Annotated in this window: 13 protein-coding genes; 3 read left to right on the top strand and 10 right to left on the bottom strand. The window is 61.8% G+C overall.

Annotated features, from left to right (window positions below; genetic code table 11):
• Positions 1-41: 41 nt before the first annotated feature.
• From L0U82_RS28825 to L0U82_RS28800, 6 genes are all read right to left on the bottom strand, one after another.
• The gene (locus tag L0U82_RS28825) at positions 42-1,241 is read right to left on the bottom strand and encodes an MFS transporter (protein ID WP_233836429.1); all 1,200 of its coding nucleotides are present in this window, start codon (positions 1,239-1,241) and stop codon (positions 42-44) included.
• 33 nt (positions 1,242-1,274) lie between these two features.
• The gene (gene dmeF, locus L0U82_RS28820; RefSeq protein WP_233836428.1) at positions 1,275-2,330 is read right to left on the bottom strand and encodes a CDF family Co(II)/Ni(II) efflux transporter DmeF; all 1,056 of its coding nucleotides are present in this window, start codon (positions 2,328-2,330) and stop codon (positions 1,275-1,277) included.
• Positions 2,331-2,339: 9 nt separating this feature from the next.
• On the bottom strand, positions 2,340-2,618 hold the full coding sequence (locus L0U82_RS28815) for a metal/formaldehyde-sensitive transcriptional repressor (protein WP_233836427.1): 279 nt from the start codon (positions 2,616-2,618) through the stop codon (positions 2,340-2,342).
• A gap of 118 nt (positions 2,619-2,736) precedes the next feature.
• Positions 2,737-4,956, bottom strand: coding sequence for a TonB-dependent receptor (locus L0U82_RS28810; protein WP_233836426.1), 2,220 nt, complete (start codon positions 4,954-4,956; stop codon positions 2,737-2,739).
• 184 nt (positions 4,957-5,140) lie between these two features.
• Positions 5,141-8,065: a bifunctional YncE family protein/alkaline phosphatase family protein gene (locus tag L0U82_RS28805; RefSeq protein ID WP_233836425.1), complete on the bottom strand. Its 2,925-nt coding sequence runs from the start codon at positions 8,063-8,065 to the stop codon at positions 5,141-5,143.
• Between the two features lie 366 nt (positions 8,066-8,431).
• Positions 8,432-8,617 carry a hypothetical protein gene (locus L0U82_RS28800; RefSeq protein WP_233836423.1) on the bottom strand — a complete coding sequence of 62 codons (186 nt, stop codon included), beginning with the start codon at positions 8,615-8,617 and terminating at the stop codon, positions 8,432-8,434.
• Between the two features lie 177 nt (positions 8,618-8,794).
• Between L0U82_RS28800 and L0U82_RS28795 the strand changes: the two genes are divergently transcribed.
• Complete coding sequence (locus L0U82_RS28795) at positions 8,795-8,953, top strand: hypothetical protein (protein WP_233836422.1); 159 nt, start codon at positions 8,795-8,797, stop codon at positions 8,951-8,953.
• 33 nt (positions 8,954-8,986) lie between these two features.
• Here the strand turns inward: L0U82_RS28795 and L0U82_RS28790 are convergent, their stop codons facing one another.
• Entirely contained in the window at positions 8,987-10,384 is a 1,398-nt protein-coding gene (locus L0U82_RS28790; RefSeq protein WP_233836421.1) for a sensor histidine kinase, read from the bottom strand.
• Positions 10,371-11,078: a response regulator transcription factor gene (locus tag L0U82_RS28785; RefSeq protein ID WP_233836420.1), complete on the bottom strand. Its 708-nt coding sequence runs from the start codon at positions 11,076-11,078 to the stop codon at positions 10,371-10,373. Before L0U82_RS28785 ends, L0U82_RS28790 begins: the two co-directional genes overlap by 14 nt.
• A gap of 500 nt (positions 11,079-11,578) precedes the next feature.
• On the opposite strand from L0U82_RS28785, the gene L0U82_RS28780 reads away from it, so the two are divergent.
• Positions 11,579-13,366, top strand: coding sequence for a hypothetical protein (locus L0U82_RS28780; RefSeq protein WP_233836419.1), 1,788 nt, complete (start codon positions 11,579-11,581; stop codon positions 13,364-13,366).
• A gap of 142 nt (positions 13,367-13,508) precedes the next feature.
• Here the strand turns inward: L0U82_RS28780 and L0U82_RS28775 are convergent, their stop codons facing one another.
• Both L0U82_RS28775 and L0U82_RS28770 read right to left on the bottom strand, forming a co-directional pair.
• Entirely contained in the window at positions 13,509-15,071 is a 1,563-nt protein-coding gene (locus L0U82_RS28775) for a UxaA family hydrolase (RefSeq protein WP_233836418.1), read from the bottom strand.
• Between the two features lie 105 nt (positions 15,072-15,176).
• Entirely contained in the window at positions 15,177-16,238 is a 1,062-nt protein-coding gene (locus tag L0U82_RS28770; RefSeq protein WP_233836417.1) for an Ldh family oxidoreductase, read from the bottom strand.
• A gap of 135 nt (positions 16,239-16,373) precedes the next feature.
• Here L0U82_RS28770 and L0U82_RS28765 point away from each other — a divergent pair, with 135 nt between their 5' ends.
• Positions 16,374-16,961, top strand: a complete 588-nt coding sequence (locus tag L0U82_RS28765) for an FAS1-like dehydratase domain-containing protein (protein WP_233836416.1) — start codon at positions 16,374-16,376, stop codon at positions 16,959-16,961.
• Positions 16,962-16,971: the final 10 nt, after the last annotated feature.

Below are 16,971 nucleotides of genomic sequence, written 5' to 3'. Positions count from 1 at the left end.
GCCGCGAAGAAAAAGTCGGACAGGCGAGGGTGGTCGTTGGATTATCGCTGGCGGTTCGCGGATACGCGCATCATCAGCAACACGATCGTTGCCGCGCTGAACGCGGCGCCAGCATAGAACGTTGTTGCCGCACCCACCCGGTCCCATAGCGCGCCGGCAACGACGCTGGACACGAGCGTCACGATACCGGTCAGCAGATTGAAGAAGCCGAACGCCGTGCCGCGCAGCGCGGATGGCGCGGCATGCGACACCATCGTGGCCAGCAGACCCTGAGTCATCCCCATGTGCAGACCCCACAGCGTCACGCCGATCAGCACGACGCTCCAGTGCGAACCTTGGGCCAGCACGACATCGGCGCCGATCAGCAACACCAGACCGGCGATCATCAGCCGGGTATGACTGGTGGTGTCGGCGAGCTTGCCCGCCGGATACGCGGATAAAGCGTACGCGACGTTCATCGCGACCATCACGAGCGGAACCAGCGCGATAGGGACGCCGCTGCCCATCGCCCGCAGCACGAGGAACGCTTCGCTGAAACGCGCCAAGGCGAAAGCGGCACCGACGAGCACGACCCACCAGTAGTTCGCGCCCAACTGCTTCAGGTTGTCCCAACGGAGCGGATTGACGCGCTTCGCGCCGGTGGTGCGCGTGGGCTCTGCGACGCCTAACGCGAGCAATGCGACTGCCATCACGCCCGGAATGACGGCGAGCCAGAACGCGAGCCGGAAATTGTCGGCCCACGCCAGCATGATGACGACGGCCAGCAACGGTCCGAGAAACGCGCCGACGGTGTCGAGAGACTGCCGCAGTCCGTATGCCGCGCCGCGTAGCTGTACTGGCGTGACGTCGGCCACCATCGCGTCGCGCGGTGCGCCTCGCACGCCTTTGCCGACTCTGTCGAGAATCCGCGCGGTGACGACGACGCCGATCGTCGGCGCGATCGCGAACAGCGGTTTGCTCAGCGCGCCGAGCCCATATCCGGCGACCGCGAGCCACTTGCGATTGCCGAGATAGTCGCTCAGCGTGCCGGAAAAGACCTTGACGACAGGTGCGGTCGCTTCCGCGATCCCTTCGATCAGACCGATCGTCGTCGCGCTCGCGCCGAGTCCCGCCATCAGGAACATCGGTAGCAGGCTATGGATAATCTCCGACGAAATATCCATCAGCAGGCTCACGCAGCCCAGCACCCACACCGTGCGTGGGATCTCGCGGAGAACACGGGTTGGCGGTCTGGTCTGCATGGGGCTTGTTTGGGCTTACCGGCCGACAGTGCATCAAGCCGGTGCGGCTGGCGGCAACACCTCGACCGTGATGTGCGACAGTCCGTCGACATGCTCGAGAATGGCGTGATAGAAACGCGAATCCCGCTCCGTCTGCCGGGTCGCAACCGACACGATTGCACTCATATGTCCGGGGCCGACGCGCCAGACGTGGAGGTCGACTATGTTATCGCCGCATGCCTCGATACGCCGGCGAACGTTTTCGGTGAGCCGCCGATCAGGGCTCATGTCCAGCAGGATCCCACCCGTGTCGCGGATGAGTCCGTAAGCCCAGTTCGCGATCACCAGTGCGCCGATGATGCCCGCCAGCGGGTCCATCCATAGCCATCCAAACGCGCGCGCCAGTACCAGACCAATGATCGCCAGCACCGACACGGCGGTATCGGCGATCACATGCACATAGGCCGATCTGATGTTGTGGTCCCGGTGGGCTGCATCGTGATGGCTGTCGTGCGCATGTCCGCTGAATTCAGGGTCGTGCTGATCGTGGCTATGCTGATGACCGTGACCGTGACCGTGACCGTGACCGTGACCGTGACCGTGACCGTGACCGTGACCGTGACCGTGACCGTGGCCATGACCGTGATGATCGCCGCTCAGCAGCCATACGCTCGCGAGGTTGACCAGCAAACCGAGCCCCGCAATGAAAATGGCTTCTTCAAAACGGATGGGCACCGGTGCCAGAAAACGCGAAATGGCCTCATAGCCGATCAGCAGCGCAATCATTGCGAGCACGATGGCGCTCGAGAATCCCGCAAGATCACCGAGCTTTCCCGTACCAAACACGAAGCGCGGGTCGTTTGCATGTTTGCGCGCATAGGTGTACGCCATTGCGGCAAGCAGCATCGCGCCCGCGTGGGTGGACATATGCAGTCCGTCGGCTATTAGCGCCAGCGAGCCGAATACGCTGCCGCCGACGATTTCGGCAACCATCATCGCGCTGCATAGCGCAATGACTGTCCATGTACGCCGCTCGTTCTCCCGATGGGCCGAGCCGAGGAAAACATGTTCGTGCCCGGCGCCGGGTACGGTATTGCTAAACCTGCTCATACCGGCACCTCACCTGAAATAGCTATGGACGACGTCGACCAGCAGTTCGGTCGCGCTACCGCCATCGTGATCGCGATTGCCCGGTGCATCGACCAGGTGTGTGCGGATGTGGTCTTCCAGCACGACGGCGAGCAGACCATTCATCGCGCCGCGGCAACTGGTGACGCGTTGCACGACTTCATCGCACCCCAGTTCATCTTCCAGTGCGCGTTCGATGGCCTCGATTTGCCCCTTGATGCGGCGAACCCGGTTCAGCAGCTTCTGTTTTTCCTTGATGGTATGGCTCATATCCGTTCCCATGCGTAACGGACTGCATTATGCCGAATTTTCTATAGGGGGAGGGGGTATATATGGATTGGAACCGGTCACCGCGTGCGGTGACCGGTTTCAGACTGTTGACGAACGATCAGAAGTCCGCATGCAGCCGCACATAAGCAGCCAACGGCGAGCCGAGATACGCCCCGACCACGTTGGTGGCGATGAAGTAGCGCTGGTTGGTGACGTTGTCGATGTTCAGATCGACGCCCCAGTGATGCTCCGCATAACCGAACTGCAGGTTCTCGATCAGCGACGCGGGCGCCCAGTCATAGCCATTGGCGAAGCCGTTCGTCATCCGGCTCATGTAGTTGACGCCGACACCCGCGTGAAAGCCCGTTTTGCCGAACAGGCTGAAGCGATACGTCGTCCACAGGTTCGCCATATAGGCGGGCACGCCCTGCGGAGCGGTGCCGACCGCGCCAGGTGTGTCCGGGCTATAGGTGATACGTGCGTGCTGCGCGGTGAAATTCGCGTACATATGCCACTGCGACGTCAGATCCGCGTCAAACGAGGCCTCGGCGCCACGCGTACGCTGCGAATCGAACGCGAGCTGGTCGTCGCCGAACGGCGTCGCCACGTGTTCCCGCCTCACATCGAACAGCGCGGTGTTGAGCACGTAGAGCCCATCCTCGAACGACCACTTCACGCCCACCTCGTATTGCAGCGCCGATTCGGGCGGTCCGATGGAAAACGCCGTGTTTTCCGAGTTGAAATTCGCGAGGTAGCTGCGCGACACGCCGAAATACGGCGTCATCCACGGCATCACCTTGTACAGCACGCCGGCGTTCCAGCTGGTCGGCGCATCATGGCGCGTGTAGGTATTGCCCTGGATCAACGTGATGCCGTCGTTGGCGGTACGGTTCGGCTCGCCCGGCAACGGATTGAGCGCCAGTGACGTATCGAACCAGTCTTTACGCACGCCCGCGCGGATCTTCAACTTGTCCGTGATATCCGCCTGATCGGTCGCGTACAGGCTGTAGAAGTTCGCGCGCACATGGTCGTTCTGGCACGAGTGAGACGGCGCGCACTGGAAGTTCAGATCCGCGATCGAGGTTTCCAGCGGCACCGGCGCGAAGATGTCGTCGATGTTCGGCAGGTCGGCCGTGGCCTTTGTGCTGTTGAGATCCTGGTTCAGATATTCGAAGCCTGTCAGCAGCGTATGGTGAACGGTGCCCGTCGAAAATTTCCAGACCGGCTCGAGCTGGTAGTCGAGCGTGTCGAGCGAATCTTCCTGATCGCGCAACTGGCGGCCGGTGAACGTGTCGCCCTTGACCTTCGCGTGCGTGCTGTCGCCGTTGCTGTAGAAGTCCAGCGTGTGATGCATGTACGACAGACGATTGTTGATCGTCAAATAATCGGTGATACGCCACTCGTCGGAGAGCGTCGCGCGCAGATAGTTGCCGTGCGCGTTGGCGAACGGCGTCGAATATTTGGCGTTGAACGGGACGCCGCGAATCGGTGCGCCCTGGTAGTAGATCAGCCCGTATGAATCGGGCGTGGCCATGTAATCCTGCGCGTCGAGCGAGAATTCGATCTTGTGGTCGCCGATTTTCCATTGCAGATCGGGGCGGATTTCCTTGTTCCACGAGCCGAGGCTGCGATAGCCGTCGGAGCGGCCGGCGCCCGCATCCAGACGATAGTTCAGTCCGTCTATGCCGGTCGGACCCGTCACATATCCGGTCGCGTTGACGGTGCCGAACGAGCCCGCCTGGAGATCGCCGCCCCAGTGAAATTGCGCCGACGGCGTGTAGTGGATCAGGTTGATCGAGCCGCCCGGCGGCCCGCTGCCAAGTAGCGCCGAGCCTGGCCCTTCGAGCACTTCGATACGCTCGACACCCAGCAGCGAATGCGTCGGCCCGTTGACCTGGTCGCCGTCCGAGAAGCCGTCGTCATAGGTTTGCGCCTGCAGGCCGCGGATCATGAAGTGATCGGTGAAGCCTTTCGAATCGGTCCCGCCATAATTCACGCCGGACATATTGCCGTTGCGGATCGCTTCCTGCAACGACGTCGCGCCCTGTTCGTCGAGAATGCCGCGCGGCACTTCCTGCACGCTCATCGGCAGGTCGCCGATCGGCGTGCCGGTCTTGCTGACGTTCGCGGTTTGATCGGGATCGTTGACGTTGTCGGGCGCGCTCGTCGGTCTGGTTGCATCGACGGTGATGGCGTTCAGGGTGGTGGGAGCTTGAGTCTGTTGAACTGCCGGGGGTGGGTTCTCCTGGGCTTTCGCGGTCTTTGCGACCAGCAGGGTAGTGAAGGCAATGGATACGGCAATGGCGATTCTGGAGGGGTGGTGTCTTTCTGATTTCATGTTATTGGCGGGGTTTATCGATTGGAATGCGATGCCCAACAACTGACTGATGTATGTAATCAGCGAATCGACAAGGCGGGCGGCCGCCCACGCAGACAGCCGCCCGCCCCTTACCAGCTACCTGGCGTGTAACGCATCGAGCAATACGCGCCCATTTGCGCTAACGCCGAACAACGCAGCCCACTCAATCATCGTCATCGTCCGTTGCGGCGACGGTTTTCGTGCTTTCTTTCGCACCTTCGTCGGCAACTTTCGTGTAGATCGAATGCGGCACCGGATACGGCTTGTCACCCATCACGCCCTTCCACAGCACGCGATTGAACAGGTCCGGCGGAACGCGGTCTTCCTTGGAGAAGTCGAAGTCCTTCGTCGCGTTCGCCCAGTAGGTCGCGTCGTGCAGCGGATGGATGTCCGCGCCCTGTGCGTACTGGTTGCCGTCGTTACCGGTCGCGACCGAGCCCGTGGCGACATTGCCCACGTTCGTCCCCTTCAGGATCGTCGATGCCACGGCCGTGTACGTCCACGAACCATTCGAGCGAGTGTCGAAGAGGTCAGCCATCGGCTTCGCGTAGGCCGTGTTCAGGTCGATGTGCTGGGTACCGAGCACGTCTTCCATGGTACGGATCGCGTTGATCTGGCTGTACGGCGTGCTGACGACGGCGTGCTGCTTCACGTACGCGCCGATCACATAGGCGGGTGCGCGGTGCGAGTCGACGTGATCCGAACCGGCCTGCGAGTCATCCTCGACCACCACGATCAGCGTGTTCTTCGCGTACGGGCTGTGCGCGACCGTCTCGACCAGCTTGCCGACGGCGAAGTCGTTATCCGCTTCTTCCTGCTCGGCCGAACCCATCTGACCGACGTTCGTCGTGTAATTGCCGGTGTGGTCAGCACCCATACGAACGAGTTCGAACGACGGCAGATTGCCGTGCGCGACATAGCTCTGGAACTCGCGGTTCCATTCCAGTTCGCGGAAGGTATCCGGGTACGACTGGTCGAAGCCGCGGTAGTACGGGTCCGTCAGATTGACGAGCGTCGGCTTGACCGGATAAACCTGCACGTTGTTCGCGGCAAACGGATTGAGCAGCGGGCTGGCAATCGTGCCGATCGAGCCGGCGTTGTTGACCATGCCGCCGTAATCGCGGAACGTACCGCCGGCTTGCAGCACCGCGTCGTAGATGTTCGCCTTCTGGTAGCCGAACGGAGCATCCGGCACCGAGATATCGGCGATACCCGGCAGCGCGTTGGCGGCGCCGCCCGGCAGCGACGACGTCGCGGACGTGAAGCCGCCGTTCGACGCGGCATCGCGCGCGGCAGTCGTCGCGAGGCCAACCGGCAGACCGCGGTTCGCGCCTTCGGACTCATACGACATACCGCGCGAGACGCCGGCGTAGTTTTCCTGCTGCGACACTTCCTCGGTCGGCGTGACGTGTGCGTGCTGCACCCACGACCAGCCGTCCATCGAACCGTCGCCCGGATCGCTGAAGTTGTCGATCGTAACGAAGTTGCCGGCGATGTTGTGGAAGTTCGGCGTGGTGGCCTTGCCGTACATCGTCAGCGTCGGATCGCCGTTCGAACCGTTGCCGAGGTCACCGAGGATCTGATCGAACGTGCGGTTTTCCTTGACGATATAGATCACGTGCTTGATGTGATCGTGCATGAACTGCATCGTCTGGCGATCGCTTTGCGCTTCCTTGACCGAGTAGTGGTTGTTTTCATCTACCTGGCTGGTCAAGCGGTCGAGCGTGTTGTCGCGCGGCACCGGTGCGCTGACGAGGCTGCTCTGCTCCAGACCGAACTGGTATTGGGCCGAGCTGCCGCCCGGCGTGTACAGCGGGTTCGGGCCGGTGTTCGACTTGCCGTTGATGATGTACATCTGCGAACCGTCGGCGCTCAGCGTGATGTCCTTCGGCGCGTAGGCGGTCGGCATGAAGCCGGCCACGTGGTAGCCGTTGTTGCCGTCGTGGTCGATCACGGCGATCGAGTTGTCGCCATTGTTGACCGCGTAGATGGTTCTGCCATCCTTCGACACCGTCACGTTGACCGTATCGCGGCCGCTGTATTTCTTGTCGTCATTGCCGTTGCCATGACCGTTGCCATTGCCATGGCCGTGATCGTGGTCGTTGCCGAAACCGAAGCCGCCAAAGCCGCCAAAGCCGTGGTCGTCGCCGTGGCCATGACCATTGCCGTTGCCGTTGTCGTCTTCGTCCGCGATGGCGAGGTCGATCGTCTTGTCGACGTTATGACGCTGGGTATCGATGACAGCGACCTGGTCGGCGTTCGACACGGCGACGTAGAGCTTCGATTGATCCGGCGAGAAGGCCATGCCGTACGCGTTGCCCTGCAGCGCGATGCGCTTGATGAACTGCGGCGCGGCCGGGTTCGACAGGTTCAGCACCACGACTTCACGGTCACGAACCGACGAAACGAACGCGGTGCCGTCGGACTTCAACGAAACCGCCCACGGGTATTCGCCACCGGCGACGCCATTCTGACCCGACGTGTTGAACGGACGCAGGTCGTACTCCGACGTGATCGTGTTCGACGTCGTATCGATCAGCGTGATCGAGTCGTTGTAGTTGTTGGCGACAACGAGAGTACGGCCGTCGGCGGACAGAGCCAGGCCGCCGGCGTTCGGCTTCACGCCCGAACCGATACCCTTCGCGTGGTTCAGCGCGATGGCGTTGGTCTGAGCCCATTGAGCCGACGGTGCGGCCGACGAGCGGCTGTACACGTAGACCTTGTCGTCAGCACCGCCCGTACCGTACAGCGTCTGGTTGCCGTTCCACACTAGACCATCGAACGCGTTGTTCTGATGGATCGCCTGGACGAACTTCGGGTTGGCCCGGTTCGCGCCCGACACATCGTAGATGAAGATGTATTGGGTCGAATCGGCCTTGTCGAGCGTGGCGTTGTTGCTGCCCGTGTAGACCGTGTTGTAGCCGGCGGTGATCACAGCCAGCGTGTTGCCGTCCGGGCTGAGCTGCGACTTGATCGCGCCGCTGACGACTTGCGTCGGCTTCGCCGCGATTTGCGGGTTCAGCAACTGCTGGACTGCACCCGGAATTGCCTTCGGTGAAATGAACTGGCCAGTAGGCAAAAGCTCCATGTTGCCTTGCGGAGCCGAAAACGCCGTAAAGCTGGCGAATATGCCTAATGCTAATCCGGCCTGGATTAAATTACTATTACGACTCATTTTATTCCTCCAAATAATCAAAACAGAATAGCCAAATTGGATTCGTGGGGAATCATTGGTCAGGTCTGCCGCCCCTGATTGTGGAGATGTGCTGGCGATTCGCTTGCGCGAGATGCATTTGGCACGGCGCCGTGCCGGTACGGCCAGCACGGGCGATATTTAGTCATTGGCGAATGTCAGGCGAATGACATGCCTAAATCAAAAAAATGGAGAATGCAAGTCGTTTTCATTCGCGCAATATGACTTCGCATTCTGGTTGAATTAATTCTATTTTTATTCTTATAAAAGTGTGGTATTCAAGTGAATGAAATATTCTTTCATTGATCTTTCTTTCCAATTACATTGCCTGATTGCATTGCGTGTTAAAGGCGTTTTTCCGGTCTGATTTTCCGGGCCGATACGCGACTGGCGGAAACGGTTGCCGAATTTCACCGGCTTGTCATCGCGATGCCTCTGTTTATTCACGCTCTCTCCGGACCGTTTGAATTTGCATGGTCCTCCGTCGTTCACCATGTTTGACAACGCGGCTTCGCGGCGCGGATAGAGTGGCGGATAGCAGGCCAGCAACGTTTCTTCGGGGAAGACCAATACATGCGATCGCAGGCAACCATTCAAGCGTCACTGCGGGACGTGAAGGCACTCATGCGCCGGACTGTCGATGGCGCGGGCGCACGAGGCTCATGGATACGCTGGAACAGGTTGATCGTGATCGCGGCGGTGCCGCTATCGCTGCTGTTCGCGTGGGGCTTTCTGCACCTGATCGTCGCGTTGATATTTTCGGCGCCGGGCGTTGGCCGTTAGGATCGGCGCTGCGACGTCGTCAGGTGTCTTTCGTCACTGCACGGCAACTGCCGCGACGGTACCGGCGAGGCCGGTTTGAGCGGGGAAGAGCAGCATCATCCGGCAGCCCGGCGCGTTGTCATGTATTTCGAGCGACGCGTCATGCACTTGCGCAATGGCTGCCACGAGACTCAAGCCGAGGCCGTGCCCCGGCGTCGAGCGGGTTGCGTCGGTGTCGCCGCGATAAAACGGCCGCAGTACCGCGCGATGCTCGACGTCGGCAATACCGGGTCCGTTATCGGCTATCCGCAGTACCGCCTGTGTGCCATTCATGTACACGTCCGCGGTGACCGCGCCACCGTAGGGCGTAAATTTCAACGCATTGTCGAGCAGATTTTCGATCGCACCGAACAGCAGATCGTAATCGCCGGCTATCTGCACAGGCGCTGAAGCGTTCAATGTCAGCGAGATTCCGCGCTGTTCGGCGAGCGGCTCGTAGAGTTCGACCACATCACGCAACACGGTATCGAGCGACATCGTACGGAAGCTCGAACGCCGGCTGCCCGATTCGATTTCCGCAATTCTCAGCAACGCGGAGAACCGGGCGAGCACGGCATCGGACTGGTTGATCGCGTCATCGATTGCGCGTGCGTAGTCGGCCGTCGAGCTGGTCCGGCGGCTCGCGCGTTCGAGACCGGCGCGTAGATGCGTCATCGGTGTGCGCAGATCATGGGCGACGCCCGCGCAAACGCAGCGAACTTCGTCGACGAGGTGTTCGATCTCGTTGAGCATCGTGTTCACGATCACGCTCAGCCGGTCGAGATCGTCGTTGGTGCCGCGTGTCGGCAGACGCTGGCCGAGCTTGCCGGCCATGATTTCCCGTGCCGTTTCACCGACCGCGCGGATACGTCGGTTCGACAGACTGTTGAGCATCGCGCCGCAGGCGACAGCGAGCAGGATCGATAGTGTCACGCCCGCGCACAACGCTTGCACGAGCGTCTGATCGAAGCGCAATACGCCGTCGATCGAATGGCCGACGACGATGCGCAGTCCATTCGCGGCCGGGATGATGATGCCGCGAAAGTGCGCGGTCGATGGGGCCCCTCCGTCATCCACCGTTTGCGTATAGCTGAACGGCACGCGATCCTGTTCATGAGGAAGCCTGTGCACATTGCCGGCAAGCCACGTACCGCTCGCGTCGAACACGCCATAGGGGCGTGTGCTCGCGATATCGCGGCGGCTCAGCTCGTCGATGTTCGAGATCGCCTGGTCGCGATCGATCGCGTGGAATTCGGACAGCTTGCCTTTCAGCCGCTCGTCGACCTCGCGAAGCAGATAGGTGCTCGTCAGCCAGTACAGCAGCGCAAACAGCGCGACCGATGAAATGACGAATACGAGCAGCCAGCCGATCGCGCCAACGCGAACACGGTAGTCGCGCCTAGCCAGCTGCATGAAGGATGTAGCCCGCATTGCGCACCGTTACGATCATGGGTGAAAGCCGGCCTTCGAGACTGATCTTGCGGCGCAGGCTGCTGATATGCATGTCGATCACGTTGGTCTGGGTACTGGCGTGGGTGTGCCACACCGACTCCAGCAGCATCGAACGCGTGACGACATGCCCTGCGTGACGCATCAGAAACACGAGCAGGCTGTACTCGCGCGGTTTCAGTTCGACCCGATGTCCGGCACGCTGAACGGTGCGGCCGATCGAATCGATCGTCAGATCGTCGACCCGCAAAGCCGATCCGGCCATCAGCGCGTCGTCGCCGGCGTGACGGCGCCGTAGCAGCGCGTTGAGTCTCGCGGTCAGTTCGAGTCCGTCGAATGGCTTGACCATGTAGTCGTCGCCGCCGGCACGCAAGCCGCGTACGCGTTCGTCGACCGCATCGAGTGAGCTCAGGATCAGCACAGGTATCTGTTTGCCGATGTTGCGCAGCGTTGCAAGGATAGAAAGGCCGTCGAGGTCGGGCAGCATGCGGTCGAGTACCACCGCGTCGAATGTGCCGTTGGCGGCGTGCAACAGGCCCTGATGACCGGTGGCGACGCATTCCACGTCGAAGCCGTAGTCTTCGAGCGCGGCCGTCACTTCCAACGCCGCGCCGCGATCGTCTTCGACGACCAGAATTCGGGACTTGCCCTCGGACATATCGCTCACCGCTTGACTTGGCGCTTGCCTGGCCGGTTGTCCGCGGTCGACGAAACCTCGCAATGCTTGACGATCCACCGGCGATATATTTTCATAATATTTTCCGTATTCATTCATCCGGCCTTCAAAAACGGCAGCTTAAAATAAGGAATGAAAGCTATTTCTCCCCTGCGCGCGCGGATAATATATTCGTCTTCCTTATCTGTACCTTAAGGCGATTTGCGGACCCCCATGCGGACCCCGCATCGGCGGCGACACGTTCTGGCAATTCGCTGACAGTGTTTATGAATGCAAGACTCGCGTAATAGCGTTGCCACGCGTCGTTACTAAAGTCCCTCCGCAGTTTTTCTCATGTAGCAAATCGTGTATCTGGTCTTTCGGCCCGGCTCTGGCATTCGCAATGCGGGCCGGCCGGATTAGCCACGTATATCCGTTTCCGGCATAGCTGATCCTGCTATGTGGCGACACTTATTCCCGATCCAAAAACTATAGGGGTTTGCATGAAAAGTACCGCATTTCGCCTGCTGCCGATCGCAGCGATGACGTCCATGCTGTGGGCTTGCGGCGGCAACAGCACGCCGACGACCGGTGCGAGCCCGTCGTCGGGCGCCTCCGCGCCGGCTCCGGCATCGGGCACCCAGGCGAACACGCAACCGTCACTGCTGGTTTCGCGTGCGGTCTATGACCCGACGTTCACGGTCACGGGTACGCTGCCGTTCAATGCCACGCCGGAAACGACCAATGCCGCGCCGGTGACCGCCGTCACGCCGGGCACCTATCCGAACGTGTTCACGACTGAAGGCGTGACGAATGACGCGAACTTCGGCGTGACCTCCGACATGGTCATCGATCAATGGGCCGCCGGCGCCACCAGCCCGACCCAATACCTCGACGTGACGGCGACCGCGAAGCAGAACGGCTTCGATTTCACGACCAGCTTCGCGTCGAAGTCGGAACTCGCGATGAACCTGTCGCAGGACGGCACCGCGATTACGTTCAACGGCTACAACGCGCCGGTCGACTCGATCGATCGCTCGAACTCGAATACGCCTGGCGTGGTCGATCCGACCAATACCGACATCGCCACGGCGACGTTCCGTACGGTCGGCGAACTGAACCTGACCACCAAGGCGCTGAAGTTCACGAACACCAATGCCTATTCGGGCAACAACGGCCGCGCGTCGGTGCTGGCTGGCGGTCAGTACTACATTGTCGGTAACGCCGGCAACTCGGGCTCGTCGCCGAACCCGACCTATGGTCAGCTCGACTCGCTGACGATGAACACCGGCGTGCAGACGATTGCCGCCGGCAGCAGCTGCGCATTCTCGCAGCCGGTCGGCACGTTCTTCTCGGGCAACAGCAGCACCTACGTGGCACCGACGGTGTGCGGTCTCGGTACGATCACCGACGCGCTGTCGAGCACGGTGTTTGCGAAGAAGACCAACGCCGGCGGTAACCAGTTCGGCTTCACGCTGACCTCGATCGGCCAGGCGTTCGATAAGACCGGTAAGGACGGCAACTTCCGGGGTCTGTTCCTGGCGCCGGACGGCACGATGTACGTGTCGAAGGGCAGCGGCAGCAACGGCGTGAACACGGTGTTCCAGGTCGGCACGACGGGCGCGCTCGCGAACGGTGCGCAGTTCAGCAACCTGCAGAACGTCGCAATCACGCCGCTGTTCAGCGCACCGACGACCGCATGGTCGGGCGCGCCGGCGGCAAGCAACGAACCGGCATCGAACACGACGCTGACCGCGGCGTTGACGGCCGCGAGCGCGACGTCGTGGCCGCTGAGCTGGAACACCGGCTTCCCGTTCGGTATGTGGATGCCGAAGGCCAACACGGACCTGATGTTCGTCGCTGACGAAGGCGATGGCGATCCGGCCGACATGGCGATCGGCAGCGGCGGTCTGTGGGTCTATCAGAAGTCCGGCAGCACGTGGACGGCGATCGCTCACGTGACCCAGGGTCTGAATCTCGGCCAGGCGTACACCGTGACCGATACCAAAGGCACGTACGGCACGGCCGGCGCCCACTACACGACTACGGCGGATGGCCTGCGCAACCTCACGGGTTTGACTAACAGCGATGGTTCGTTCACGATCTACGCGGTCACGTCGACGGCCAACAACAGCCTGGGCACGACGTTCGACGCGGGCGCCGATTCGAACCAGCTCGTGAAGATCACGCTGAGCGTGAGCGGCACGACGGTGACGACCACGGGCTTCACCGTGATGCAGACGGCGCCGTACGGTCAGGCGCTGCGCGGCGTGACGATGACCAGCCGATAAGCGGCGGCACTGGAGGCACCGGGCGAAGCGCGGTGCCTTTCAGAAAGCTCGCATTCTTTGGAATGCGAGCTTTTTTTCGTGCGGGCGGCCGCAATTCAGACAAAGTTTTGAATAGCCACGGCGGTACCCGGTAGCCGCCGACTTACGTAATAGCCCCCAACTGCCACGGCACGAACTCGTTCTGACCATAGCCATGCAGTTCGCTTTTCGTTTTGTGGCCGGAAGCAGTCGCCAGCATCAGCTGAAAGATGGCTTCGCCCAACTCGTCGATGCTTTGCGTGCCGTCGATGATCGTGCCGCAGTTCAGATCGATATCTTCCTGCTGCCGTTGCCACAGCGCGGTGTTCGTGCCGAGCTTCAGTGAAGGCGACGGCGCGCAGCCGTAGGCCGAGCCGCGTCCTGTCGTGAAGCAGATCAGGTTCGCGCCGCCCGCAACCTGTCCGGTCGCGGAGACGGGATCGTAGCCGGGTGTATCCATGAACACGAGGCCGTGAGCGTTGACCGGTTCGGCGTAGCGATACACGTCGACCAGATTCGTCGTGCCGCCCTTGGCTACCGCGCCGAGCGATTTTTCGAGGATCGTCGTGAGGCCGCCGGCCTTATTGCCCGCCGATGGGTTGTTGTCGAGACTTGCGTTCATCCTCTCGCAATAGGCTTCCCACCAGCGAATGCGCGCGACCAGCTTTTCACCCACTGCTTGTGACACCGCGCGACGCGTAAGCAGATGTTCGGCGCCATAGATCTCCGGCGTCTCCGACAGAATCGCCGTGCCGCCATGCGCGACCAGCCGATCCACCGCCGCGCCCAACGCGGGATTCGCGCTGATGCCCGAGTAGCCATCGGAGCCCCCGCATTGCAGTCCCACCACCAGGTGACGGGCATCGACGGCCTGGCGTTGCACGCGATTGGCGTCGGCGAGCATCGCCTCGATCTGTTCGATGCCGGCGGCTACAGTGCGCGCGGTGCCGCCGCTACTCTGGATCGTCATCGTCTTCAACGTGGCGCTTCCCGACAGACCTTGCGTTTCGATCAACCCGTCGATCTGGTTGGTCTCGCAGCCCAGACCCACCATCAGCACCGCGGCAAAGTTCGGATGACGCGCGTAGCCGGCGAGCGTGCGCTGCAGTACATCCAGCGCTTCGCCGTGGGAGTCGATCGCGCAGCCTTGTCCATGCGTGAGCGCGACCACGCCATCTACGTTCGGGTAATCGGCCAACGCTTGCGGGTTGACGTCGCGGCGGAAGTAGTCGGCTATCGCGCGGGCAGCGGTGGCCGAGCAATTCACGGAGGTGAGTATGCCGATGTAGTTGCGCGTCGCCACGCGGCCATCGCCACGCACGATGCCCTGAAACTGCGCGGACGGTTGCGCGGGCACCGTCGGCCGGACGCCGCTGCTAAACGCATAGTCCCGTTCGAACGTACCGATCGCGACGTTGTGCGTGTGCACGTGCTCGCCCGGCGCGATAGCCCGCGTCGCGAAGCCGATGATCTGCCCATAGCGCCGCACGGGCGCGCCGGCTTCGATGGCGCGCACCGCGACCTTGTGCCCTGGCGGAACGAGGCCCCGGACCGTGACATCGCCGCTGACGCGTGTGCCCGCAACCAGCTGATGCCGCGCGATCACGACATCGTCATCGCGATGCAGCCGGATCACGGGCTCTGTCGATACCGCAACGGTGGTTTCAATTTCGGTGGGCGCGCGCATTGGATGGCCTCGGCGTAGATGTCAACGGATGCAGACTACTTCCACGGCTTCGCGTCGCGCAAAGCGATCGAACGAGTAGTGTCGGAAAATTCAAAGCGACGGCGCTCATACATCGCACGTCACGGGGAACGCGACGTCATACCGCGCGCCGCATGCTTCGAGTGGCGCGACGATGGTCGGATGCAGAAGTACGCCATGCGCGAGTTGCTCAGTGCGTCGCGCGATCGCGCGCTCGCCCGGCAAGCGAACGGGATCGTCCCGTACGCGCGGCGGATTGCTGCGGCACGCATCGCCTAGCCAGTCCATTTGCCGTCGCAATGCGTCGATGCCGCCAAACGCGGCCGGATCGTACAGCGCGATGAATACGGTGGCGCCCCAGCCCTCTGAAGGATCGGCGCGGCCGAAGCCGGCGAGGCCGCCCGTCAGCGCTTCGATCAGCAACGCGAGACCAAAGCCCTTGTGACCCGCGGACAATCCGCCCAGCGGCAATATCGTGCCGGGCGGGTCGGCAAACAGCACACCGGGGTCGCGTGTCGCGTCGCCGCGCGCATCGAGCATCCACGGTTCGTCGAATAACTGGCCGCTCGCGTGGCGGCGCGCGCTCATGCCGTTGGTCGTCAACGAAGCGGAGATATCGATCAGAACGGGTGTGCTCGAAGTCGGCACGCCGAGCGCGATAGGATTCGGCGTGAACAACGCACGCGTGCCGCCGAACGGTGCGACGCTTTGCACGCTCGGGTCGGAACTTGCCAGCATCATCACCAGATTCGACTCGGTCGCGCGCAACAGATAGGCCGCAAGGCACGCAATGTGATGACTGCGGCGAATCACCAGCGTTGCGCTGCCGAGTTCGTGCGCGCGCGGTATCAATGCATCGATGCCGGCGTGAACGAGCGCGGGCCCAGGCAGACGCCGGCCATCCCACAGCAACGCGGCGGGGCGATCGGATACGACTTGCGGTTTGCCCTCGCGCGTCATCGTGCCCGCTTCGAGTTGAGCGACATAACCGGGCAACAGCGCGAGTCCATGCGTGTCGTGTCCGAGCAGATCGCCTTCGACGAGTGTGCGCGCAACATCGTCCGCATAGCGGGTTGCGAGCCCCGCGTTGGCCAGCACGTTGCGGGCATAGTCACGCAGCGCGCTTGCGCCGTAGCGGATCGGTTCCATTGCGATGTCTCCCGTTGTCGATGTCGTCTGCGGTATGACACGGACGATAGTCGATCGCTTAAACGCTGAGAAGACGTTGATTCAACGATCAAGTATTGTGCGCTGCACTGCGGCTCACCTAGACTGGCCTCGCCGATGCAGCACAGTGCCTGCTGCATCTTCTCGCTGACGGCGACCGGGATAGAAGAGGGGACACCTGTGAGCAACGAATACATCACCGACAAGGTGAAAGCCATCATCGGCGCGCAGACCGACTGGGTCGTGTCGACGCATCCTGTCGAAGCAAGCGAAGTGCGCCGCTTTCATCACGCAACGATGGACGACGCGCGCCGCTACTGGGACGAAGACTGGGCCGCGACGAGCCGCTATGGCAGCGTGGTCGCGCCGCCGGGCTTTCCGGTGCATGCGTTTCGCCGCGCGCCCGAGTCAGGCGATCCACTCGACGATATGAACAAGCCGGACTACGACGGCCTGAGCCGCAGCTTCAGCGGCCTGCCCGCGGTCGAAGTGGAATTGCCGCGCGATCTGAACGGCGGCTACGAATACGAACTGTATCGCTATGCCCGCGTCGGCGAGAAGGTACTGCGTCAGGCGCGCTACAAGGACATCGTGCAGCGCGACGGCAAGAGCGGTCCGATGGTGTTCGTCATCATCGAGGAAACCTACACGACCGAGGCCGGCGAAAAGCTGCTGAAGGTCACCAATACGCAGATCATGCGCTAGGCGGAGACTG

Source organism: Paraburkholderia sp. ZP32-5, assembly GCF_021390495.1.
Classification (GTDB): domain Bacteria; phylum Pseudomonadota; class Gammaproteobacteria; order Burkholderiales; family Burkholderiaceae; genus Paraburkholderia.
The sequence above is the reverse complement of the archived record's forward strand: the minus strand, read 5'-3'. Positions and strand labels throughout refer to the sequence as shown.